The organism is Streptomyces sp. Isolate_45 (assembly GCF_024721315.2).
Taxonomy (GTDB): domain Bacteria; phylum Actinomycetota; class Actinomycetes; order Streptomycetales; family Streptomycetaceae; genus Streptomyces.
In genome coordinates, this window is record NZ_JANFAK020000006.1 from 22309 (window position 1) to 45637 (window position 23329).

General features: G+C 67.0%; 17 protein-coding genes. 16 read left to right on the plus strand and 1 reads right to left on the minus strand.

Features of this window, described 5'->3' with window-relative positions; translation table 11 throughout:
• Positions 1-17: 17 nt before the first annotated feature.
• The 7 genes from rplA (at position 18) to NOD94_RS03660 (ending at position 12063) form a co-directional block, all read left to right on the plus strand.
• Positions 18-746, plus strand: a complete 729-nt coding sequence (gene rplA, locus NOD94_RS03630; protein WP_281204222.1) for a 50S ribosomal protein L1 — start codon at positions 18-20, stop codon at positions 744-746.
• 190 nt (positions 747-936) lie between these two features.
• The gene (locus NOD94_RS03635) at positions 937-1803 is read left to right on the plus strand and encodes an LppX_LprAFG lipoprotein (RefSeq protein WP_281204223.1); all 867 of its coding nucleotides are present in this window, start codon (positions 937-939) and stop codon (positions 1801-1803) included.
• A gap of 49 nt (positions 1804-1852) precedes the next feature.
• A complete protein-coding gene (locus NOD94_RS03640; RefSeq protein ID WP_281204224.1) occupies positions 1853-2746 on the plus strand; it encodes a hypothetical protein in 894 nt (297 codons plus the stop codon).
• Positions 2747-2996: 250 nt separating this feature from the next.
• On the plus strand, positions 2997-3527 hold the full coding sequence (rplJ, locus tag NOD94_RS03645; protein WP_030710304.1) for a 50S ribosomal protein L10: 531 nt from the start codon (positions 2997-2999) through the stop codon (positions 3525-3527).
• A 110-nt stretch (positions 3528-3637) separates the two neighbouring features.
• Positions 3638-4018 (plus strand): 50S ribosomal protein L7/L12, encoded by a 381-nt coding sequence (gene rplL, locus NOD94_RS03650; protein ID WP_281204225.1) that lies wholly within the window; start codon positions 3638-3640, stop codon positions 4016-4018.
• 565 nt (positions 4019-4583) lie between these two features.
• Complete coding sequence (gene rpoB / locus NOD94_RS03655; protein WP_281204226.1) at positions 4584-8066, plus strand: DNA-directed RNA polymerase subunit beta; 3483 nt, start codon at positions 4584-4586, stop codon at positions 8064-8066.
• Positions 8067-8163: 97 nt separating this feature from the next.
• The gene (locus NOD94_RS03660) at positions 8164-12063 is read left to right on the plus strand and encodes a DNA-directed RNA polymerase subunit beta' (protein ID WP_281204227.1); all 3900 of its coding nucleotides are present in this window, start codon (positions 8164-8166) and stop codon (positions 12061-12063) included.
• 176 nt (positions 12064-12239) lie between these two features.
• Here the strand turns inward: NOD94_RS03660 and NOD94_RS03665 are convergent, their stop codons facing one another.
• A complete protein-coding gene (locus NOD94_RS03665) occupies positions 12240-14726 on the minus strand; it encodes a YfhO family protein (RefSeq protein ID WP_281204228.1) in 2487 nt (828 codons plus the stop codon).
• A 401-nt stretch (positions 14727-15127) separates the two neighbouring features.
• Between NOD94_RS03665 and rpsL the strand changes: the two genes are divergently transcribed.
• From rpsL to rplW, 9 genes are all read left to right on the plus strand, one after another.
• Positions 15128-15499, plus strand: coding sequence for a 30S ribosomal protein S12 (rpsL, locus tag NOD94_RS03670; RefSeq protein WP_007265893.1), 372 nt, complete (start codon positions 15128-15130; stop codon positions 15497-15499).
• A 2-nt stretch (positions 15500-15501) separates the two neighbouring features.
• The gene (gene rpsG, locus NOD94_RS03675; protein WP_266626462.1) at positions 15502-15972 is read left to right on the plus strand and encodes a 30S ribosomal protein S7; all 471 of its coding nucleotides are present in this window, start codon (positions 15502-15504) and stop codon (positions 15970-15972) included.
• 39 nt (positions 15973-16011) lie between these two features.
• Positions 16012-18144: an elongation factor G gene (gene fusA / locus NOD94_RS03680; protein WP_281204229.1), complete on the plus strand. Its 2133-nt coding sequence runs from the start codon at positions 16012-16014 to the stop codon at positions 18142-18144.
• A gap of 150 nt (positions 18145-18294) precedes the next feature.
• Complete coding sequence (tuf, locus tag NOD94_RS03685; protein ID WP_281204230.1) at positions 18295-19488, plus strand: elongation factor Tu; 1194 nt, start codon at positions 18295-18297, stop codon at positions 19486-19488.
• A gap of 221 nt (positions 19489-19709) precedes the next feature.
• Positions 19710-20897, plus strand: a complete 1188-nt coding sequence (locus NOD94_RS03690; RefSeq protein WP_281204231.1) for a hypothetical protein — start codon at positions 19710-19712, stop codon at positions 20895-20897.
• A gap of 465 nt (positions 20898-21362) precedes the next feature.
• Positions 21363-21671: a 30S ribosomal protein S10 gene (gene rpsJ, locus NOD94_RS03695; protein ID WP_003948644.1), complete on the plus strand. Its 309-nt coding sequence runs from the start codon at positions 21363-21365 to the stop codon at positions 21669-21671.
• A 14-nt stretch (positions 21672-21685) separates the two neighbouring features.
• Positions 21686-22330: a 50S ribosomal protein L3 gene (rplC, locus tag NOD94_RS03700; RefSeq protein WP_281204232.1), complete on the plus strand. Its 645-nt coding sequence runs from the start codon at positions 21686-21688 to the stop codon at positions 22328-22330.
• A gap of 4 nt (positions 22331-22334) precedes the next feature.
• The gene (rplD, locus tag NOD94_RS03705) at positions 22335-22994 is read left to right on the plus strand and encodes a 50S ribosomal protein L4 (protein WP_281204233.1); all 660 of its coding nucleotides are present in this window, start codon (positions 22335-22337) and stop codon (positions 22992-22994) included.
• The gene (gene rplW / locus NOD94_RS03710) at positions 22994-23317 is read left to right on the plus strand and encodes a 50S ribosomal protein L23 (RefSeq protein ID WP_266934873.1); all 324 of its coding nucleotides are present in this window, start codon (positions 22994-22996) and stop codon (positions 23315-23317) included. The genes rplD and rplW overlap by 1 nt, the downstream gene beginning before the upstream one ends.
• Positions 23318-23329 lie beyond the last annotated feature (12 nt).

A 23329-nucleotide genomic window follows, 5' to 3' on the forward strand; every position in this document is an offset into this window, starting at 1 on the left:
ACTACACAGGAGCAGAAGTGAAGCGCAGCAAGACTCTCCGCGCTGCGGACGCCAAGATCGACCGGGACAAGTTCTACGCCCCGCTCGAGGCCGTCCGTCTCGCCAAGGAGACCTCCGCGACCAAGTTCGACAGCACCGTCGAGGTCGCCTTCCGCCTGGGTGTCGACCCGCGCAAGGCCGACCAGATGGTCCGTGGCACCGTGAACCTCCCGCACGGCACCGGCAAGACCGCCCGGGTCCTGGTCTTCGCGACCGGTGACCGTGCAGCGGCCGCGGAAGCCGCCGGCGCCGACATTGTCGGCGACGACGAGCTGATCAACGAGATCGCCAAGGGCAACCGCCTCAACGAGTTCGACGCCGTTGTCGCCACGCCGGACCTCATGGGCAAGGTCGGCCGCCTCGGCCGCGTGCTCGGTCCCCGTGGCCTCATGCCGAACCCGAAGACCGGCACCGTCACGATGGACGTCGCCAAGGCTGTCACCGAGATCAAGGGTGGCAAGATCGAGTTCCGCGTCGACAAGCACTCGAACCTGCACTTCATCATCGGCAAGGTCTCCTTCTCCGATGAGCAGCTGGTCGAGAACTACGCGGCGGCCCTGGACGAGATCATCCGTCTGAAGCCGTCCGCCGCGAAGGGCCGCTACATCAAGAAGGCCGCCCTGAGCACCACCATGGGTCCCGGCATCGCCCTGGACTCGAACCGCACCCGGAACCTCCTCGTCGAGGAAGACCCGGCTGCCGTTTGATCGGGCCGAGCCTGACCGGCTCCCTGCACGACTGAGCGGGCCCCCCACCACCCTTCGCGGGCGGTGGGGGGCCCGTTCGTCGTGTTCCGCACCACAGAAGGGCGCGTAAGCCGTAATGGCCGCGCGTTCGTGCGTGACGGGAACGTAAAGTCGAAATCAAATGACGATCACACAAGGGGTGGGGACCTTCATGTCTGCATACCGCAGGAAGACCATCGGCGCCGCGCTGGCCGCCGTACTGCTCGTGGGCGGGGCCACGGCGTGCGAGGACGGGAAGGGCGAGAAGAAGGACGGCGCCGCCGCCCCGGCACCGTCCAAGTCGGCCCCGGCGACGCCCGCGATGGCGCCGGCCGCGTTCCTGGAGAAGACGAAGAAGAAGTCCGCGGAGATCACCTCGCTGCGGTACACCATGTCCGGCACCGCCGCGGGCAACGCGATCTCCGGCGAGGCCGCCATGCGCCTCAAGCCCGACGTCGCGATGTCCATGACGATGGCCTCGCCCGAGACGCCCGGGCAGGACGTCGGCATCCGCCTCCTCGACGGCGCCCTCTACCTGGGCAGCGAGGGCAAGTGGATGAAGTTCGACCTGAAGGCGCTGGCTCCGGACCAGGCCAAGCAGCTGGACGCCCTCGGCGGCGGCCAGCAGGGCGAGAACCCGGGCGACAAGGCGAACGACCTGAGCCTGTCCAAGGACCTGAAGACAGTCGGCGAGGAGACCATCGACGGTCAGAAGACCACCCACCTGACGGGCACGATCGGGCTGGACCAGCTGCGGGATCCGAGCGCCGCCACCACGCCCGAGGCCAAGGCCCGCCAGGAGAAGAACCTGAAGATGCTGGAGGCCCAGGGCATCAAGGAACTGACGATGGACATCTGGATCGACGAGTCCGACCAGACCAAGCAGGTCCGCACCCGCGGCCAGGGCACCGAGGGCCCGATGGACGTCACGATCAAGTTCCACGACGTCAACAAGCCCGTCGACGTCACGGCGCCGCCGGCCGATCAGGTCGTGGACCTGGCGGAAATGATGAAGGGCGGCGGGGAAGGCGCCGCCTGAGTGCCCTCGACGGCACCGCGGTACCAGTTCCGATGACGGGGGAGAACGAATGAACAAGGCTGTACGGACCCTGACCAGGGCCGGCACGGCAACGGCGGTCGCCGCGCTGCTCGCGGCGGGACTGACCGCCTGCGGGGACACCGGTGGGGACGGGGGCGGGGCCGCCGGGGACGGGCGCGGGGCGAACGCGGCGCAGCCCGCGGAGGCCACCCCCGCCGACGTCGTGAAGGCCGCGTACCTGAAGACGGTGGCGGCCAAGTTCGCGAAGGCGGACGTCACCGTCGTCGACGGTGGCAAGACCCACCGGATGCAAGGGACCAAGGGCTGGTACCCGGCCGCCACCGAGATGACGGTGGTCGGATCGGGCGCCGCCTCCACGGTGATGATCGGTGACGTCGTCTACTCCCGTCCGGCAATGCCCGTCGCGGGCAAGACCTGGATGAAGCTGGACCTCGCCAAGGGCGGCAAGGGCCGTAGCCGCATCAACGACGACCCGGCCGAGTACCTCGGGCTCCTCCTGGGCCAGCAGAAGCTCACGTTCGTCGGCGTGGAGCCGACCGACGGAACCGAGACGCGGCACTACAAGGCCTCCCTCACCAACGCCGACCTGCTCAAGGCCGACGAGTCGAGCAAGGTGATGGAGGAGGCGAACCGTACCTACCTCCACGAGGCGATGGAGGACGTCACCGGCCAGGAACTGGACGTGTGGATCGACGCGCAGGGTCACCCCGTCCGCGTCGAGACCTCCCGGACCGAGGCCAAGGGCGGGACGGCGAAGGTCAGCGCCAAGTTCTCCGAGTACGGCACGGTCGCACCGGTCGTGGCGCCGCCCGCGGACCAGGTGACGACCTACGAGGAAATACTGAAGGGCGCGGACACGTCGCTGGAGGGGGCGGACCGCACCCTGAGGGACGCCGGACTGGGCGGCCTCAAGGGTTCCTGAGGCGATTTGCCTCGACCGGACCGCTTCACGTACGCTTCACCAGAAGCCAAAGACCGCTGGTCGTTGCCCTGCTCGAAAGAGTGAGGCGACCGAAGGATCCGCTGAGTGCGGACGTCCTGCGCAGGTGTTCGTGGAGAAGCTCCCGGAGTGATTCGGTCGAGCTTACGCCCCGTGCGCTTGCGCCGGGGCGTTTCGTTTTGTTCAGCCCCTTCTGAGCGGTCCTCATCACCCGGAAGGAGGCCGACGCTCTATGGCAAGGCCCGACAAGGCTGCCGCGGTAGCCGAGCTCACGGACCAGTTCCAGAGCTCGAACGCCGCCGTGCTGACCGAGTACCGGGGTCTCACCGTCGCGCAGCTCAAGACGCTGCGTCGTTCGCTCGGTGAGAACGCCCAGTACGCCGTGGTGAAGAACACGCTGACCAAGATTGCGGCCAACCAGGCCGGGATCACCGCGCTGGACGAGCACTTCGCTGGTCCGACCGCGGTCGCCTTCATCACCGGTGACCCGGTGGAGTCGGCGAAGAGCCTGCGTGACTTCGCCAAGGACAACCCCAACCTCATCATCAAGGCGGGTGTCCTTGATGGTAAGGCGCTCACCGCCGATGAGATCAAGAAGCTTGCGGACCTCGAGTCCCGCGAGGTTCTGCTCAGCAAGCTGGCCGGCGCGTTCAAGGGCAAGCAGTCCCAGGCTGCCTCGCTCTTCCAGGCGCTGCCGTCGAAGTTCGTCCGCACCGCGGAAGCGCTTCGCGTCAAGCTTGCCGAGCAGGGCGGTGCCGAGTAATTCGGCTCGCGCACTGATCCACGCCGCCTAGTGCGTGGGTCGTAGCGGGCCGTTACGCCCGCCTCTATATACATCCGGCACCTGCCGATTTAGTGGAAGGATCGCCCATCATGGCGAAGCTCACCCAGGACGAACTCCTCGCCCAGTTCGAGGAGCTCACCCTCATCGAGCTCTCCGAGTTCGTTAAGGCGTTCGAGGAGAAGTTCGACGTCACCGCCGCCGCGGCCGTCGCCGTTGCCGGTCCGGGCGCCCCCGCCGCCGTTGAGGCCGCTGAGGAGCAGGACGAGTTCGACGTCATCCTCACCGGTGCCGGCGACAAGAAGATCCAGGTCATCAAGGTCGTGCGCGAGCTGACCTCCCTGGGTCTGAAGGAAGCCAAGGACCTCGTTGACGGCGCCCCGAAGCCCGTCCTCGAGAAGGTCGCCAAGGAGGCCGCTGACAAGGCCGCCGAGGCCCTCAAGGCTGCCGGCGCCGGCGTCGAGGTCAAGTAACACCTCTGAGGCTCTCTGAGGCCTCTTCCAAGGGCGATCACCCGTAAGGGTGGTCGCCCTTTGGCGTACCCGCAGTGCCTGACTTGCCCTGGTCTCGTTGGGGAGTAGGGTGATCATCGTTGCCCCGGAGCAGGGTCCGAAGATGATCCGCTCGGAGCACGGGGCCTTGACGAACGGCCGGCGGCGCGCAATTCTCAGTCCCGTTGCCGACTCCGCCCGGTGGGATTCGAGATACCAGGCATGGATCGGTTACGAAGAGGGCAGTACTGATACGCGCTCTGTGTGCGATGCCGAGCGTTGGCAGGGGTAGTTCAAACGACATGGGGAAGGCCTGTTGCCGGTTTCCGGAAACCTGGTCTGGACATCAGTGAGCCGAGTGGCTACACTGACCCTTTGCGCTGCCTGTTAGCTGCCCCCTGCCCGTCGCCAGGGGCATGCCCACGCTTGAGCACACTGATTGATCGTCTCCGACCTGGTCTTTTCGCCGGATCGAGAACGTCCGTCTTCCGTGTCGGCTGGGACCGGTACGCGCGTAGTGAGTCCGAGCCCTCGGAAGGACCCCCTCTTGGCCGCCTCGCGCAACGCCTCGACCAATACGAACAACGGTGCCAGCACCGCCCCGCTGCGCATCTCCTTTGCAAAGATCAAGGAGCCCCTCGAGGTTCCGAACCTCCTGGCGCTGCAGACCGAGAGCTTTGACTGGCTGCTCGGCAACGCCGCCTGGAAGTCTCGCGTCGAGTCGGCGCTTGAGAGTGGACAGGACGTCCCCACCAAGTCCGGTCTGGAAGAGATCTTCGAGGAGATCTCGCCGATCGAGGACTTCTCCGGGTCGATGTCGCTGACCTTCCGCGACCACCGTTTCGAGCCGGCGAAGAACTCTGTCGACGAGTGCAAGGAGCGCGACTTCACGTACGCGGCTCCGCTGTTCGTTACTGCCGAGTTCACGAACAACGAGACCGGAGAGATCAAGTCTCAGACGGTCTTCATGGGCGATTTCCCGCTCATGACCAACAAGGGCACCTTCGTCATCAACGGCACCGAGCGTGTCGTCGTGTCGCAGCTCGTCCGTTCCCCCGGTGTCTACTTCGACTCCTCCATCGACAAGACGTCCGACAAGGACATCTTCTCCGCCAAGATCATCCCTTCCCGGGGTGCCTGGCTGGAGATGGAGGTCGACAAGCGCGACATGGTCGGTGTCCGCATCGACCGCAAGCGCAAGCAGTCCGTCACCGTCCTCCTGAAGGCTCTCGGCTGGACCACCGAGCAGATCCTCGAGGAGTTCGGCGAGTACGAGTCCATGCGCGCCACCCTGGAGAAGGACCACACCCAGGGCCAGGACGACGCGCTGCTCGACATCTACCGCAAGCTGCGTCCGGGCGAACCGCCGACCCGCGAGGCCGCTCAGACGCTGCTCGAGAACCTCTACTTCAACCCGAAGCGCTACGACCTCGCGAAGGTCGGCCGCTACAAGGTGAACAAGAAGCTCGGCGCCGACGAGCCGCTCGACGCCGGTGTGCTCACCACCGACGACGTGATCGCGACGATCAAGTACCTGGTCAAGCTGCACGCGGGTGAGACCGAGACGACCGGCGAGTCCGGCCGTTCGATCGTCGTCGAGACCGACGACATCGACCACTTCGGCAACCGTCGTCTGCGCAACGTCGGCGAGCTCATCCAGAACCAGGTCCGCACGGGTCTGGCTCGTATGGAGCGCGTCGTCCGCGAGCGGATGACGACCCAGGACGTCGAGGCGATCACGCCGCAGACCCTGATCAACATCCGGCCGGTCGTCGCCTCCATCAAGGAGTTCTTCGGCACCAGCCAGCTGTCGCAGTTCATGGACCAGAACAACCCGCTGTCGGGCCTGACCCACAAGCGCCGTCTGTCGGCGCTGGGCCCCGGTGGTCTGTCCCGTGAGCGGGCCGGCTTCGAGGTCCGAGACGTCCACCCGTCGCACTACGGCCGCATGTGCCCGATCGAGACCCCCGAAGGCCCGAACATCGGTCTGATCGGCTCGCTCGCGTCCTACGGTCGCGTCAACGCGTTCGGTTTCGTCGAGACCCCGTACCGCAAGGTCATCGAGGGTGTCGTCACCGACGACGTCGACTACCTGACGGCCGACGAGGAAGACCGCTTCGTCATCGCCCAGGCCAACGCCGGCCTGAACGACGAGATGCGCTTCACCGAGAACCGCGTGCTGGTTCGTCGTCGTGGCGGCGAGATCGACTACATCGCCGGCGACGACGTCGACTACATGGACGTCTCCCCGCGCCAGATGGTGTCCGTCGCGACCGCGATGATCCCCTTCCTGGAGCACGACGACGCCAACCGTGCCCTCATGGGCGCGAACATGATGCGCCAGGCCGTTCCGCTCATCAAGGCGGAAGCGCCGCTCGTCGGCACCGGCATGGAGTACCGCTGTGCGGTCGACGCCGGTGACTCGATCCGCGCGGAGAAGGACGGTGTCGTCCAGGAGGTCTCGGCCGACTACATCACCGTCGCCAACGACGACGGCACGTACACCACGTACCGCGTCGCCAAGTTCTCCCGCTCGAACCAGGGCACCTCGGTCAACCAGAAGGTCATCGTCAACGAGGGTGACCGGATCATCGAGTCCCAGGTCCTCGCCGACGGTCCCGCGACCGAAGAGGGCGAAATGGCCCTCGGCAAGAACCTGCTCGTGGCGTTCATGCCCTGGGAAGGTCACAACTACGAGGACGCGATCATCCTGTCGCAGCGCCTCGTACAGGACGACGTCCTCTCCTCGATCCACATCGAGGAGCACGAGGTCGACGCCCGTGACACCAAGCTGGGCCCCGAGGAGATCACCCGGGACATCCCGAACGTCTCCGAGGAGGTCCTCGCCGACCTCGACGAGCGCGGCATCATCCGCATCGGTGCGGACGTCGTCGCCGGCGACATCCTGGTCGGCAAGGTCACGCCCAAGGGCGAGACCGAGCTGACCCCCGAGGAGCGCCTGCTCCGCGCGATCTTCGGTGAGAAGGCCCGCGAGGTGCGTGACACCTCGCTCAAGGTCCCTCACGGTGAGATCGGCAAGGTCATCGGTGTCCGCGTCTTCGACCGCGAGGAGGGCGACGAGCTTCCTCCGGGCGTGAACCAGCTGGTCCGCGTCTACGTCGCCCAGAAGCGCAAGATCACCGATGGTGACAAGCTCGCCGGCCGTCACGGCAACAAGGGTGTCATCTCCAAGATCCTTCCGATCGAGGACATGCCCTTCCTTGAGGACGGCACGCCGGTCGACATCATCCTGAACCCGCTGGGTGTCCCGTCCCGAATGAACCCGGGTCAGGTCCTGGAGATCCACCTCGGCTGGCTCGCCAGCCGCGGCTGGGACGTCTCCGGTCTCGGCGAGGAGTGGGCCGAGCGCCTCAAGGTCATCGGCGCCGACCGCGTCGAGCCCGGCACCAACGTCGCCACCCCGGTGTTCGACGGCGCCCGCGAGGACGAGCTCACAGGCCTGTTCGAGCACACCATCCCGAACCGCGACGGCGACCGTCTGGTCCTCCCGTCCGGCAAGGCGCGTCTGTTCGACGGCCGCTCCGGTGAGCCGTTCCCGGACCCGATCTCCATCGGGTACATGTACATCCTCAAGCTCCACCACCTGGTCGACGACAAGCTCCACGCGCGGTCGACCGGTCCGTACTCGATGATCACGCAGCAGCCGCTGGGTGGTAAGGCGCAGTTCGGTGGCCAGCGCTTCGGTGAGATGGAGGTGTGGGCGCTCGAGGCTTATGGCGCCGCTTACGCCCTCCAGGAGCTGCTGACCATCAAGTCCGATGACGTCACCGGCCGCGTGAAGGTCTACGAGGCCATCGTCAAGGGCGAGAACATCCCCGAGCCGGGCATTCCCGAGTCCTTCAAGGTGCTCATCAAGGAAATGCAGTCGCTCTGCCTCAACGTGGAGGTGCTGTCCTCGGACGGCATGTCCATCGAGATGCGCGACACCGACGAGGACGTCTTCCGCGCGGCGGAGGAGCTCGGTATCGACCTGTCCCGGCGTGAGCCGAGCAGCGTCGAAGAGGTCTGACGGGCCTGACGGGGGGCTCGCTCAAGAGCCCCCCGTCATCCCCGGGACCGTTCAGACCATGATTGAGACTCGACCCCGAAAGAGGGATTGACGCACAGTGCTCGACGTCAACTTCTTCGACGAGCTGCGGATCGGCCTTGCCACCGCGGACGACATCCGAACCTGGTCCCACGGCGAGGTCAAGAAGCCGGAGACCATCAACTACCGCACGCTCAAGCCCGAGAAGGACGGACTCTTCTGCGAGAAGATCTTCGGTCCGACCCGGGACTGGGAGTGCTACTGCGGCAAGTACAAGCGTGTCCGCTTCAAGGGCATCATCTGTGAGCGCTGTGGCGTCGAGGTCACGCGCGCCAAGGTGCGTCGTGAGCGGATGGGCCACATCGAGCTTGCCGCTCCCGTCACCCACATCTGGTACTTCAAGGGCGTCCCGTCGCGCCTCGGATACCTGCTGGACCTCGCGCCGAAGGACCTTGAGAAGGTCATCTACTTCGCCGCGTACATGATCACGTTCGTGGACGACGAGCGCCGCACCCGCGACCTCCCGTCGCTGGAGGCCCACGTCTCCGTCGAGCGCCAGCAGATCGAGAACCGTCGCGACTCGGACCTCGAAGGCCGCGCCAAGAAGCTCGAGACCGACCTGGCCGAGCTTGAGGCCGAGGGCGCGAAGGCCGACGTGCGCCGCAAGGTGCGCGAAGGCGCCGAGCGCGAGATGAAGCAGCTCCGTGACCGCGCCCAGCGCGAGATCGACCGCCTCGACGAGGTGTGGAGCCGCTTCAAGAACCTCAAGGTCCAGGACCTGGAGGGCGACGAGCTGCTCTACCGCGAGCTGCGCGACCGCTTCGGTACCTACTTCGACGGTTCGATGGGTGCCGCGGCGCTGCAGAAGCGCCTGGAGTCCTTCGACCTGGAGGAGGAGGCCGAGCGCCTCCGCGAGATCATCCGTACCGGCAAGGGCCAGAAGAAGACCCGTGCGCTCAAGCGCCTCAAGGTCGTCTCCGCGTTCCTGCAGACCAGCAACAGCCCCAAGGGCATGGTTCTGGACTGCGTGCCGGTGATCCCGCCGGACCTTCGTCCGATGGTGCAGCTGGACGGTGGCCGCTTCGCGACCTCCGACCTGAACGACCTGTACCGCCGCGTGATCAACCGCAACAACCGCCTGAAGCGCCTTCTCGACCTCGGTGCCCCCGAGATCATCGTGAACAACGAGAAGCGCATGCTCCAGGAGGCCGTCGACGCCCTCTTCGACAACGGTCGTCGTGGTCGTCCGGTGACCGGTCCCGGTAACCGTCCCCTGAAGTCCCTCAGCGACATGCTGAAGGGCAAGCAGGGTCGATTCCGTCAGAACCTCCTCGGCAAGCGCGTGGACTACTCCGCGCGTTCCGTGATCGTCGTCGGTCCGCAGCTGAAGCTGCACCAGTGTGGTCTGCCCAAGGCCATGGCGCTGGAGCTCTTCAAGCCGTTCGTGATGAAGCGCCTGGTCGACCTGAACCACGCGCAGAACATCAAGTCGGCGAAGCGGATGGTCGAGCGCGGCCGCACGGTCGTCTACGACGTCCTCGAAGAGGTCATCGCCGAGCACCCGGTCCTCCTGAACCGTGCGCCCACGCTGCACCGCCTCGGCATCCAGGCCTTCGAGCCCCAGCTGGTCGAAGGCAAGGCCATCCAGATCCACCCGCTCGTCTGCACCGCGTTCAACGCGGACTTCGACGGTGACCAGATGGCCGTGCACCTGCCGCTCTCCGCGGAGGCGCAGGCCGAGGCCCGCATCCTGATGCTGTCCTCGAACAACATCCTCAAGCCGGCCGACGGCCGTCCGGTCACGATGCCGACCCAGGACATGGTCCTCGGTCTGTTCTTCCTGACCACCGACGGTGAGCTCCGTGACGTCAAGGGTGAGGGCCGCGCGTTCGGTTCCTCCGCCGAGGCGACCATGGCGTTCGACAACGGTGAGCTGGCGCTCCAGTCGTCCGTCGACATCCGCTTCCCGGTGGGCACCATCCCGCCGCGCGGTTGGGTGCCGCCGGTCGCCGAGGAGGGCGAGCAGGAGTTCCAGCCGGGTGACAGCTTCCGTCTGAAGACGACCCTGGGTCGCGCGCTCTTCAACGAGCTGCTGCCCGAGGACTACCCGTTCGTCGACTACTCGGTGGGCAAGAAGCAGCTCTCCGAGATCGTCAACGACCTGGCGGAGCGCTACCCCAAGGTCATCGTGGCGGCGACGCTCGACAACCTGAAGGCGGCCGGCTTCCACTGGGCGACCCGTTCGGGCGTCACCGTGGCCATCTCCGACGTCGTCGTTCCCGAGGCGAAGAAGGAAATCGTCGCGGGCTACGAGGCCAAGGACGAGAAGGTCCAGAAGCAGTACGAGCGCGGTCTGATCACCAAGGAGGAGCGCACTCAGGAGCTCATCCAGATCTGGACGCAGGCGACCAACGAGGTCGCCGAGGCGATGAACGCGAACTTCCCCAAGACGAACCCCATCTTCATGATGGTTGACTCGGGTGCCCGAGGAAACATGATGCAGATGCGACAGATCGCCGGTATGCGTGGTCTGGTGTCGAACGCGAAGAACGAGACCATCCCGCGTCCGATCAAGGCGTCCTTCCGTGAGGGCCTCACCGTTCTGGAGTACTTCATCTCCACGCACGGTGCCCGTAAGGGTCTGGCGGACACCGCCCTGCGTACCGCCGACTCGGGTTACCTCACCCGTCGTCTGGTGGACGTCTCGCAGGACGTCATCATCCGCGAGGAGGACTGCGGCACCGAGCGCGGCCTCAAGCTCAAGATCGGTGTCAAGGACGAGGCGGGTGTCCTCCGCAAGGCGGACGACGTCGAGACCTCCGTGTACGCCCGCATGCTGGCCGAGGACGTCGTCATCGACGGCAAGGTCATCGCGCCGGCGAACGTGGACCTCGGTGACGTGCTCATCGACGCCCTCATCGCGAACGGCGTCGAGGAGGTCAAGACCCGCTCGGTCCTGACCTGCGAGTCCGCGGTCGGCACCTGTGCCTTCTGCTACGGCCGCTCGCTGGCCACCGGCAAGCTGGTCGACATCGGTGAGGCGGTCGGCATCATCGCCGCCCAGTCCATCGGTGAGCCCGGTACCCAGCTGACGATGCGTACCTTCCACACCGGTGGTGTGGCCGGTGACGACATCACGCAGGGTCTGCCGCGTGTCGTCGAGCTCTTCGAGGCCCGTACCCCGAAGGGTGTCGCCCCGATCTCCGAGGCCGCCGGCCGCGTGCGGATCGAGGAGACCGAGAAGACGAAGAAGATCGTCATCACGCCCGACGACGGCAGCGAGGAGACGGCGTTCCCGATCTCCAAGCGCGCCAAGGTCATCGTGCACGAGGGCGATCACGTCGAGGTGGGCCAGAAGCTCACCATGGGTGCGACCAACCCGCACGACGTGCTGCGCATCCTCGGCCAGCGCGCCGTCCAGGTCCACCTGGTCGGCGAAGTCCAGAAGGTCTACAACTCGCAGGGCGTGTCGATCCACGACAAGCACATCGAGATCATCATCCGGCAGATGCTGCGCCGCGTGACGATCATCGAGTCCGGCGACGCGGAGCTCCTGCCGGGCGAGCTCGTCGAGCGCTCGAAGTTCGAGACCGAGAACCGTCGTGTGGTCACCGAGGGCGGTCACCCCGCCTCCGGTCGTCCGCAGCTGATGGGTATCACCAAGGCCTCGCTGGCGACGGAATCCTGGCTGTCGGCCGCCTCCTTCCAGGAGACGACCCGAGTCCTGACGGATGCGGCGATCAACGCCAAGTCCGACAGCCTCATCGGCCTCAAGGAGAACGTCATCATCGGTAAGCTCATCCCGGCCGGTACGGGTCTTGCCCGCTACCGCAACATCCGGGTGGAGCCGACCGAGGAAGCCAAGGCAGCGATGTACTCGGCCGTCGGTTACGACGACATCGACTACTCGCCCTTCGGCACCGGCTCCGGCCAGGCGGTCCCGCTGGAGGACTACGACTACGGCCCGTACAACGGCTGAGTCGCAACAGAGCGGTAAACGCAGGGCGGTCACCCGAGAGGGTGGCCGCCCTGCGGCGTTTCCGCAGCCCGGTATGCCGGTACCCGGTATCCCCGGCATCCCCGTATCCCGTTCTCCCGGGGTACGGGTGAGCCCCCCGGCCGTCCGGCCGGGGGGCTCACCCGTGGGGGTCGCGCCTACGCGTTCTTCTCGCGCCGCCGGCGGAGGTACGTGGTCGTGGTGACCGAGGCGAGGGTGAGGAGGGCCAGGGCGGCGGCTGCCAGGCCCGGGGTGAGGCCCTTGGGGGTGAAGGTGCAGGAGACCTTCGACGTGCCGGGCGCGATGTCCAGGGCGACCAGGCCGTGGAAGGGGCGGATCGGGGCCGAGCACTGCCAGCCCGGGACGTTCGTCATGGCGATGACGGCGGTGCCCGAGGCGCCGCTCGGGAGGGTGGCCTCGATGCTGTGGCCGCCCGCATCGACGGAGGTGGCGCCGGTGGCGGTCAGGTCGCGGATCCGGGCGTCCAGGGCGGCCCGGTCCAGGCAGCCGACGGGGCGGGGGCCGGCCGAGGCGTTCTCGGTCCGGGTTTCGACGGTGACCTCGACGGTTCCCGAGGCGGGGACGGGGCCCAGGGGGAGGACACCGCTCATCCGGTCCTCCAGGGGGCGGCGCGAGGAGCCGTGGGTGAGGGTCCCGTACAACTCGGGGGAGTACCAGAAGGCCTCGGAGCCGGGGGCGCACCGGGCGGTGTACGTCTGTGTGGTGGCGGTGCCGCCGCGGCGGACCTCGGGGACGGTGTACACGGTGGCGCCCAGGACGTTCTCCTGGCGGGCGTAGACGCTGTCCGCGGGGTTCGGGGAGGCGTACGGGGTCGAGCGGAGGGTGACCAGGGGCGGCGCCGGGAAGGTGGTGCCCGTCCAGGAGCCGGGGGCGGTGCCCGGGCGGACCCGGGCGCCGATCGAGAAGATCGCGTCGAGCACCGGGTTGTCGGCGCCGAAGAAGGTCCGGCCGTCGTTCTTGTAGCCGTAGCCCAGCGGCTCCAGGGCCCGGTACGTGGCCTCGGGGAGGTAGCTGCTGTAGTACTGCGGGCCCTCCGCCTGGAGGGCGAGGGCGTCGTTGTACGAGGTCTGCGGGGCGCCCGAGTCCGTCCGGTGGGCGGGCCATCCGTCCACCCCTCGGACGGCGTCGAAGTGGTTGGTGATCGACTGGCTGGAGGTCGCGGCCGGCTTCGCCCAGCGTTCGCGCGCGCGCCGGGCGTCGGCGTTGGCCGCGGCGGCCGTGGACTCGGCGAAGACGACGGCGACCATCAGGGCCGCGGCGACCGGGACCAGGTAGCGGCGCTTCTCGCCCAGCGCCAGCAGCACCAGGGCCAGCAGCGAGAGGGCGCCGCCGCCGAGGACCGCGGGCCACGTCCAGCCGCCGAAGTCGTCGGTGCGGCGCAGTACGAAGGTGGCCACGACCAGCAGCGCGGCGGCGAGCGCCAGGTGGAGCGGTCGGGGCCGGTTGGCCAGCGCCAGCCAGGCCAGGACCACGACCATGCCGCTGAAGACGAACGCCTCGCGGTACGGGTTGCCGTTGGGCACGGCCAGCCCGTGCCACAGGTACTGGGTCGGCGGGAACTGGAAGGAGACGACCACGAGCAGGGTCGCGGCCGCCCACACCAGTCGGGTCCGCTTCGCGATGGCCGTGTTGAAGAGGAAGGCCGCGGCCAGGATCAGGCCGAGGGAGGCGACGTAGAGCCGGGGTCGGCCGCCCCACAGGTGCGTCGCCGGCAGCATCCCGGCGAGGAACACCTCGATCCGCACCGGGTCGAAGGCGCCCGCCGTCGTGGGCTGCGCCGCCCCGCTGGACAGGAACGACGGCAGCAGCAGGGGCAGCGTCAGCAGGATGCCCGTCGCCGCCGCGGTGGCCGCCCGGGCCAGGGCCCGCAGCCGTTGGGCGCCCGTCATGTCGAGGGTGATCAGGCGGATGGCGAGCAGTACGCAGGCCGCCATCGTGGCCATCATCGCGGTGTAGAAGTTGCCGAACCAGGCGAGGGCCACGAGCAGGGCCACCCCGGGCCACCGGCGCCCCTCCAGGCACCACTCGACGGCGATGCCCAGCATCGGCAGGGCCACCAGGCCCCACAGCCACATCGGGATGTACGAGGCGTCGCTCAGCGCCCAGCCGCACAGCCCGTACGTCGCCCCGAGCACCCCCCGCTGCCACCACGGGCCGGGCTGGAGCTTGCCGAGGTAGACGGTCATCAGGGCGGCGGCGGTGCCCATGGTGAGCGGGGTGATCGCGAAGACGGCCAGGTCCACGTGGTCGCGCGGAACGAGCACGGCCGACCAGGAGAACGGGTTGCCGAGGTACGTGTAGTAGTCGGACAGGAACTGCTGGCCGAAGCCCCCGCGCCAGGTGAAGAGGACGTCGCCGGCGGCCTGGCCGTGGACCAGGTCCCAGAGCGCGCGGTGGAACGGGACGTACTGGTTGGCCTGGTCGTTGAGGGCCCGGCCGGTGTTGCCGAAGGGGAAGGTGCCGCGCGCCGCCCAGGCCGCGCAGAAGGCGCCCGAGGTGACGAGGAACGCGAGGAGCGGCCCGTAGAGGCCGGTCAGGCGGCCCCGCCGGCGCGTCGAGGGGCTCCGGCCGTCGTCGGGAGGCGGGCTTCCGGCCGTCTTCGGCTCCGAGGTGACCGTCCCCAATGTCCTGCTCCTGGCGCTCGTACGTTTTTGGACTGACTCGCTGGGATTCGCTGGAAGTGTAGTTGGCCCGCCCTACCACGCCGGTGCGGGCTTCGCGCGGCCACCCCGCCCCGGAGGGCGTACGCCCGTGCGGCGCCTGACCTGTGGGGGTGCGACGGCCGCGGTGGCGGGGCTTATGTTTTGACCGGAGTGGATGCGGTAGGTACGCTCAGACCTTGTGCCTGGGGTGTGCCTGGGCTCCTGTGCGTGTCCATCAACCGCACGTGAGCCCGCATCGGCCACCGCGATCCATGCGTTTCCGTGCTTGCGCGGAGGTCCGCCGGATCCGACACACCCGACCGCGTGGGTCGGCAATGTTCCAGGTTAGTTTCACTACACGGCACACAGAAACCGGAGAAGTAGTGCCTACGATCCAGCAGCTGGTCCGTAAGGGCCGGCAGGACAAGGTCGAGAAGACAAAGACCCCCGCGCTTGAGGCTTCGCCCCAGCGTCGCGGCGTCTGCACGCGTGTGTTCACGACCACCCCGAAGAAGCCGAACTCGGCGCTCCGTAAGGTCGCGCGTGTGCGTCTGACCTCCGGCATCGAGGTCACCGCTTACATTCCGGGTGAGGGACACAACCTGCAGGAGCACTCGATCGTGCTCGTGCGTGGTGGCCGTGTGAAGGACCTGCCGGGTGTTCGTTACAAGATCATCCGCGGTGCGCTTGACACCCAGGCTGTCAAGAACCGCAAGCAGGCCCGCAGCCGCTACGGCGCCAAGAAGGAGAAGTAAGAATGCCTCGTAAGGGCCCCGCCCCGAAGCGCCCGGTCATCATCGACCCGGTCTACGCATCTCCTCTGGTGACGTCGCTCATCAACAAGATCCTCCTGAACGGCAAGCGCTCCACCGCCGAGCGCATCGTTTACGGCGCCATGGAAGGCCTCCGCGAGAAGACCGGCGCTGACCCGGTCATCACGCTGAAGCGCGCGCTGGAGAACGTCAAGCCGTCGCTCGAGGTCAAGTCCCGCCGTGTCGGTGGCGCGACCTACCAGGTTCCGATCGAGGTCAAGCCCGGTCGCGCGTCCACCCTCTCGCTGCGCTGGATCGTGGGTTACTCCCGCGCCCGTCGCGAGAAGACCATGACCGAGCGCCTCATGAACGAGCTCCTCGACGCCTCGAACGGCCTCGGTGCGGCCGTCAAGAAGCGTGAGGACACGCACAAGATGGCCGAGTCCAACAAGGCCTTCGCGCACTACCGCTGGTAGTCCCACCCCACATCGAGACCGAGAGAAGACCGAAGCCTTATGGCTACCACTTCGCTTGACCTGGCCAAGGTCCGCAACATCGGGATCATGGCCCACATCGACGCGGGCAAGACGACCACCACCGAGCGCATCCTGTTCTACACCGGTGTGTCTTACAAGATCGGTGAGGTCCACGACGGCGCCGCCACGATGGACTGGATGGAGCAGGAGCAGGAGCGTGGTATCACCATCACGTCTGCCGCCACCACCTGTCACTGGCCGCTCGAAGACGTCGACCACACCATCAACATCATCGACACCCCGGGTCACGTTGACTTCACCGTCGAGGTGGAGCGTTCGCTCCGCGTCCTCGACGGCGCCGTCACCGTGTTCGACGGTGTCGCCGGTGTTGAGCCGCAGTCCGAGACTGTTTGGCGTCAGGCGGACCGCTACGGCGTCCCGCGCATCTGCTTCGTCAACAAGCTGGACCGCACCGGCGCCGAGTTCCACCGCTGCGTCGACATGATCAAGGACCGCCTCGGTGCGGTTCCGATCGTCATGCAGCTCCCCATCGGTGCCGAGGCCGACTTCCAGGGTGTCGTCGACCTCGTCACCATGAAGGCGTTCGTCTGGTCCGCCGAGGCGACCAAGGGCGAGATGTACGACATCGTCGACATCCCGGCCACGCACACCGAGGCTGCTGAAGAGTGGCGCGGCAAGCTGGTCGAGACCGTCGCCGAGAACGACGACGAGATCATGGAGCTGTTCCTGGAGGGCAACGAGCCCTCCGTCGAGCAGCTGCACGCCGCCGTGCGTCGCATCATCCTCGGCTCCGGCAAGGGCAAGGGCGAGCCCACGATCACCGCGGTGTTCTGTGGCACGGCGTTCAAGAACAAGGGCGTTCAGCCCCTGCTCGACGCCGTCATCCGCTACCTCCCGTCGCCGCTGGACATCGAGGCCATCGAAGGCCACGACGTCCGTGACGCCGAGGTCGTCGTGAAGCGCAAGCCCTCGGACGAGGAGCCGCTCGCGGCGCTCGCGTTCAAGATCATGCGTGACCCGCACCTCGGCAAGCTCACCTTCGTCCGGGTTTACTCGGGCCGCCTGGAGGCCGGCACCGCGGTGCTGAACTCCGTCAAGGGCAAGAAGGAGCGCATCGGCAAGATCTACCGCATGCACGCGAACAAGCGTGAGGAGATCGCCGCGGTGGGCGCCGGTGACATCGTCGCCGTCATGGGTCTGAAGCAGACCACCACCGGTGAGACGCTGTGTGACGACAAGGCCCCCGTGATCCTGGAGTCCATGGACTTCCCGGCTCCGGTCATCCAGGTCGCCATCGAGCCCAAGTCCAAGGGTGACCAGGAGAAGCTGGGTGTCGCCATCCAGTCTCTCGCGGAGGAGGACCCCTCCTTCCACGTTCACTCGGACGAGGAGACCGGCCAGACCATCCTCGGCGGTATGGGCGAGCTGCACCTCGAGGTGCTGGTCGACCGTATGAAGCGCGAGTTCAAGGTCGAGGCCAACGTCGGCAAGCCGCAGGTGGCCTACCGCGAGACGATCCGCAAGACCGTCGAGCGTCACGACTACACCCACAAGAAGCAGACCGGTGGTACCGGTCAGTTCGCCAAGGTGCAGATCGCGATCGAGCCCATCCTCGAGGCCGACGGTCCGGCGTACGAGTTCGTCAACAAGGTCACCGGTGGCCGCATCCCGAGGGAGTACATCCCCTCGGTCGACGCCGGTGCGCAGGAAGCCATGCAGTTCGGCATCCTGGCCGGCTACGAGATGACCGGCGTTCGCGTCATTCTTCTCGACGGTGGCTACCACGAGGTGGACTCCTCGGAGCTCGCCTTCAAGATCGCCGGTTCGCAGGCATTCAAGGAGGCCGCTCGCAAGGCGTCCCCCGTCCTGCTCGAGCCGATGATGTCCGTTGAGGTCACCACGCCCGAGGAGTCCATGGGCGACGTCATCGGTGACATCAACTCCCGCCGTGGCCAGATCCAGGCCATGGAGGAGCGTCACGGCGCTCGTCTCGTGAAGGGCCTCGTGCCGCTTTCGGAGATGTTCGGCTACGTCGGAGACCTCCGCAGCAAGACCTCGGGTCGCGCCAGCTACTCGATGCAGTTCGACTCCTACGCCGAGGTTCCCCGGAACGTCGCTGAGGAGATCATCGCGAAGGCCAAGGGCGAGTAACTCTTCCGAGTACACGCTTTAGGCTTGTCACCGGAGCCTCCGGGGCAACAGGAGCAACCCTCCCGCTGCCCCGGGGGAGCCGGCTATCCAGCAAAGATCACCTGGCGCCGACGATTCAAGGCGTACAGAACCACTCTCAGGAGGACCCCCGTGGCGAAGGCGAAGTTCGAGCGGACTAAGCCGCACGTCAACATCGGCACCATCGGTCACATTGACCACGGTAAGACGACCCTCACGGCCGCCATTACCAAGGTGCTGCACGACAAGTACCCGGACCTGAACGCGGCTTCGGCCTTCGATCAGATCGACAAGGCTCCTGAGGAGCGTCAGCGCGGTATCACCATCTCGATCGCGCACGTCGAGTACCAGACCGAGGCGCGTCACTACGCCCACGTCGACTGCCCGGGTCACGCGGACTACATCAAGAACATGATCACCGGTGCCGCGCAGATGGACGGTGCCATCCTCGTGGTCGCCGCCACCGACGGCCCGATGCCGCAGACCAAGGAGCACGTGCTCCTGGCCCGCCAGGTCGGCGTTCCGTACATCGTCGTCGCCCTGAACAAGGCCGACATGGTGGACGACGAGGAGATCCTGGAGCTCGTCGAGCTCGAGGTCCGTGAGCTGCTCTCCGAGTACGACTTCCCGGGCGACGACCTTCCGGTCGTCCAGGTCTCCGCGCTGAAGGCGCTCGAGGGCGACAAGGAGTGGGGCGACAAGCTCCTCGGCCTGATGGACGCCGTCGACGAGGCGATCCCGACCCCGCCGCGTGACACCGAGAAGCCGTTCCTCATGCCCGTCGAGGACGTCTTCACGATCACCGGTCGTGGCACCGTCGTCACCGGTCGTATCGAGCGTGGTGTCCTGAAGGTCAACGAGACCGTTGACATCATCGGCATCAAGCAGGAGAAGACCACCACCACGGTCACCGGCATCGAGATGTTCCGCAAGCTGCTCGACGAGGGCCAGGCGGGCGAGAACGTCGGTCTGCTCCTCCGTGGCATCAAGCGCGAGGACGTCGAGCGCGGCCAGGTCATCATCAAGCCCGGTTCGGTCACGCCGCACACCGAGTTCGAGGCCGCCGCGTACATCCTGTCGAAGGACGAGGGTGGCCGTCACACCCCGTTCTTCAACAACTACCGCCCGCAGTTCTACTTCCGTACCACGGACGTGACGGGCGTTGTGACCCTTCCCGAGGGCACCGAGATGGTCATGCCCGGTGACAACACCGACATGACGGTCAACCTCATCCAGCCCGTCGCGATGGAAGAGGGCCTGAAGTTCGCCATCCGTGAGGGTGGTCGTACCGTGGGCGCCGGCCAGGTCACCAAGATCACGAAGTAATTTCGTGCTCTGACCCGGTCGTCCGCGCGAGCGGACACCATGTTTGACGGAAGGGCCCCTTCCCACCGCTCCGGCGGCGGGGAGGGGCCCTTCCGCATGTCCGACGCCCCCGCGGGCCGCGAGGGGCCCCGGACGTGCTGTCGGTGGCGTATGAGACGCTCCCGATGCGTAGGGGCGCCGTAAGGGCGCAGCAGGAACGTTTCACGGGGTGGGGCACAGGCATGGGGCAGCAGGACGACGGCCGACCGGGCATATCCGACGAGGAGTGGCGGCGGTTCGGCGAGCAGGTGGGGCAGGGGAGCGCGGACGCGCCCCAGGAGCCGTCCGCGCGGGCGCGGATGGTGACCGAACGGCTGCGGCGCGAGGACGAGGAACGACAGAAGGCGGCGGGTCGCTTCGGACGCAAGCGCAAGGCCGCCGCGGCCGAGCCGCCGGGCTGGCGAACCGGGCCGGCGTGGCAGGAGTTGGAAGGGCGGGGGAGGCGCAAGCGCCGGCTCAAGGCCGCGGGGGCGATCGTGCTCGTGGCCGGCCTGGCGCTGATCGCCCTGCGGCCGGAGCTGCTCATCGACCGGGTCACGGGGAAGGCCGAGTCGCGGTCGGCGGCGGAGCAGGCGGGGCCGCTGCCGGCGGAGTCCGTCCGGCCGAGCGCGGCGCCGGAGGGCCAGTACCCCGATCGGCCCACCCTGAAGGATCCGTTCCGCGGCTCGCCGGCCCTCCAATGGGCGGACGGAGCCGCCGGCATCGAGGTTCCGCAGGCCGAGGCCGTCAACGGCGTCGACAAGGAGCGGGTCGCGGACGGGATCGCCAAGGCGAAGCAGTTCCTGGTGGCGTCCAACCTGGACCCGGCGGTGCTACGGGGGGAGCGTCCGGATGCCGCGCTGGCCCTCCTCGACCCGAAGGACGAGGAGCTTCACCAGCGGATGAGGACGGCCTACGAGCGGCCGACCGAGGAAGCGGACCCGATGGAGCTCTTCACGCGGTACGACCCGGCGGAGCTGCGACCCGTGGGGGACGTGGTCAAGGTGCGCGGGCGCATGTGGCTGGAGCCGGGACCGGAGCGCGGACAGGCCGCCATCAAGCTGGACTACTCCTTCGTCCACCCCTTCGTGAAGGTTCAGGGGAACCCGGAGGACGTGGCCCGGAGCATCGTGCGGCGCGAGCTCACGTTCCACGTCGTCGACGCGAAGGCGTGGGACTCGACACCGGGGAAGCTGTGGCTCCGCGAGACCCTGCGGGACGTCGCCAACACCGCCTGCGACCGGAACGACGGCTACCTGCACCCGTCGTTCTTCTCGGACCCCGGGGAAAGCGGACCGGAACCTTCCGGGGCGCCGGTCGATCCGTACGACCGCAGCCGGGGCATCGACACACCCGGTCAGGAGGAGTGCGGCAGGCTCTCCCGGTCCTGACCAGGCAGGGACCCCGTCGGGCAAACGCGCGCCGCAGTTTGACGTGTCCCCCCGGAGGGGTATTCTCTTCCGCCCGATTGGCCAGGTACGTGTCTCGTATGGCAGACTACTCAAGTTGCTCGGTTGAGTGCCGATGCTGCGCGCCTCCCGCCGGGAGGACCGGAAGCGAGTCCCACAGTACTCGTCGTCCTTAATCTGCCTTTCGGGGCAGCAATGGGGACGGACGTACGGGAATCTTCTGGGAAGCGTCAGCAAGGTGCCCACCAGGCACTCGGTGGGTGTTTCTCCCCCGATGCGCGGTCAGGGACCGCATCCCCTTGGACGAGGGAATTTCCGTATGGGAATTTTCTGTAGAGGGTGTGCGACACGCCCGACCGCGTGGGTCGGAGGAGAGACTGCGGGAGTCATCCCGCGGCCAACCGGGAGCCAGAGCGTTCCACATACAGACAGGACTACGGAGTAGCCATGGCGGGACAGAAGATCCGCATCCGGCTCAAGGCCTACGACCACGAGGTCATCGACTCCTCGGCGAAGAAGATCGTCGAGACGGTGACCCGCACTGGTGCGTCGGTCGCAGGCCCGGTGCCGCTGCCCACTGAGAAGAACGTGTACTGCGTCATCAAGTCGCCGCACAAGTACAAGGACTCGCGCGAGCACTTCGAGATGCGCACGCACAAGCGCCTGATCGACATCCTCGACCCGACTCCCAAGACCGTTGACTCGCTGATGCGCCTGGACCTTCCGGCCGGCGTTGACATCGAGATCAAGCTCTGAGAGGCGTCGAGAAGATGGCAAAGCAGATCAAGGGCGTCCTGGGCGAGAAGCTCGGCATGACCCAGGTCTGGGACGAGAACAACCGTGTCGTCCCGGTCACCGTGGTCAAGGCCGGACCCTGCGTCGTTACCCAGGTCCGTACGAACGACATCGACGGCTACGAGTCGGTCCAGATCGCCTTCGGCGAGATCGACCCGCGCAAGGTGAACAAGCCCCTCAAGGGTCACTTCGCCAAGGCCGACGTCACCCCCCGCCGCCACCTGGTGGAGCTCCGCACCTCCGACGCCAGCGAGTACACGCTCGGCCAGGAGATCACTGCTGAGGTGTTCGAGTCCGGCGTCAAGGTTGACGTCACGGGCAACAGCAAGGGCAAGGGCTTCGCCGGTGTCATGAAGCGTCACAACTTCAAGGGCCTCGGTGCCGGTCACGGCGTCCAGCGCAAGCACCGCTCCCCCGGTTCGATCGGTGGCTGCGCCACCCCTGGGCGTGTCTTCAAGGGCATGCGCATGGCCGGTCGTATGGGTAACGAGCGCGTCACCACCCAGAACCTGACCATCCACGCGGTTGACGCGGAGAAGGGTCTGCTCCTCATCAAGGGTGCGGTCCCCGGTCCGAACGGCGGCCTCGTCCTGGTCCGTACCGCGGCCAAGGGGGCTTGAGGTAATGAGCACCATTGACATCCTTTCGCCGGCAGGCGACAAGGCCGGTACCGTCGAGCTCCCCGCGGAGATCTTCGACGCGAAGACCAGCGTTCCGCTGATCCACCAGGTCGTTGTCGCTCAGCTGGCTGCTGCCCGTCAGGGCACGCACAAGACCAAGCGTCGTGGCGAAGTCCGTGGTGGTGGCCGCAAGCCGTACCGCCAGAAGGGCACCGGCCGCGCTCGCCAGGGTTCCACCCGCGCTCCGCAGTTCGTCGGCGGTGGCGTCGTCCACGGCCCGCAGCCGCGTGACTACTCCCAGCGGACCCCGAAGAAGATGAAGGCCGCCGCCCTCCGCGGTGCCCTCTCGGACCGTGCGCGTCACTCCCGCATCCACGTCGTCACCGGCGTGGTCGAGGGTGCCGCCTCCACGAAGGCCGCCAAGACGCTGTTCGGCAAGATCTCGGAGCGCAAGAACCTGCTCCTGGTCGTCGACCGCGCCGACGAGGCCGCGTGGCTGTCCGCCCGCAACCTGCCCCAGGTTCACATCCTGGAGCCGGGCCAGCTGAACACGTACGACGTGATCGTCTCTGACGACGTGGTCTTCACTCAGGCCGCTTTCGAGTCCTTCGTGTCTGGCGCGCCTTCTGGCCGGAACGATGAGACCGAAGGGAGCGACGCCTGATGTCCGAGGCGACCGTTACCAGCAAGACTTTCAACGACCCGCGCGACCTGCTGATCAAGCCTGTCGTGTCGGAGAAGAGCTACGCGCTGCTGGACGAGAACAAGTACACGTTCATCGTCGCGCCCGGCTCCAACAAGACCCAGATCAAGCAGGCCGTGGAAGCGGTCTTCGGGGTCAAGGTCACCGGGGTCAACACGATCAACCGTCAGGGTAAGCGCAAGCGCACCAAGACCGGTTTCGGCAAGCGCGCTGACACCAAGCGCGCCATCGTGACCCTCGCTGAGGGCGACCGAATCGACATCTTCGGCGGCCAGGCCTCCTAACGGAGGTCTAGT

Excerpts from the sequence above, each read along its gene's own strand:
- NOD94_RS03635 (WP_281204223.1), top strand. The coding sequence starts at position 937 with ATGTCTGCATACCGCAGGAAGACCATCGGCGCCGCGCTGGCCGCCGTA.
- NOD94_RS03640 (WP_281204224.1), top strand. The coding sequence starts at position 1,853 with ATGAACAAGGCTGTACGGACCCTGACCAGGGCCGGCACGGCAACGGCG.
- rplJ (WP_030710304.1), top strand. The coding sequence starts at position 2,997 with ATGGCAAGGCCCGACAAGGCTGCCGCGGTAGCCGAGCTCACGGACCAG.
- rplL (WP_281204225.1), top strand. The coding sequence starts at position 3,638 with ATGGCGAAGCTCACCCAGGACGAACTCCTCGCCCAGTTCGAGGAGCTC.
- rpsG (WP_266626462.1), top strand. The coding sequence starts at position 15,502 with ATGCCTCGTAAGGGCCCCGCCCCGAAGCGCCCGGTCATCATCGACCCG.
- fusA (WP_281204229.1), top strand. The coding sequence starts at position 16,012 with ATGGCTACCACTTCGCTTGACCTGGCCAAGGTCCGCAACATCGGGATC.
- NOD94_RS03690 (WP_281204231.1), top strand. The coding sequence starts at position 19,710 with ATGGGGCAGCAGGACGACGGCCGACCGGGCATATCCGACGAGGAGTGG.
- rpsJ (WP_003948644.1), top strand. The coding sequence starts at position 21,363 with ATGGCGGGACAGAAGATCCGCATCCGGCTCAAGGCCTACGACCACGAG.
- rplC (WP_281204232.1), top strand. The coding sequence starts at position 21,686 with ATGGCAAAGCAGATCAAGGGCGTCCTGGGCGAGAAGCTCGGCATGACC.
- rplD (WP_281204233.1), top strand. The coding sequence starts at position 22,335 with ATGAGCACCATTGACATCCTTTCGCCGGCAGGCGACAAGGCCGGTACC.
- rplW (WP_266934873.1), top strand. The coding sequence starts at position 22,994 with ATGTCCGAGGCGACCGTTACCAGCAAGACTTTCAACGACCCGCGCGAC.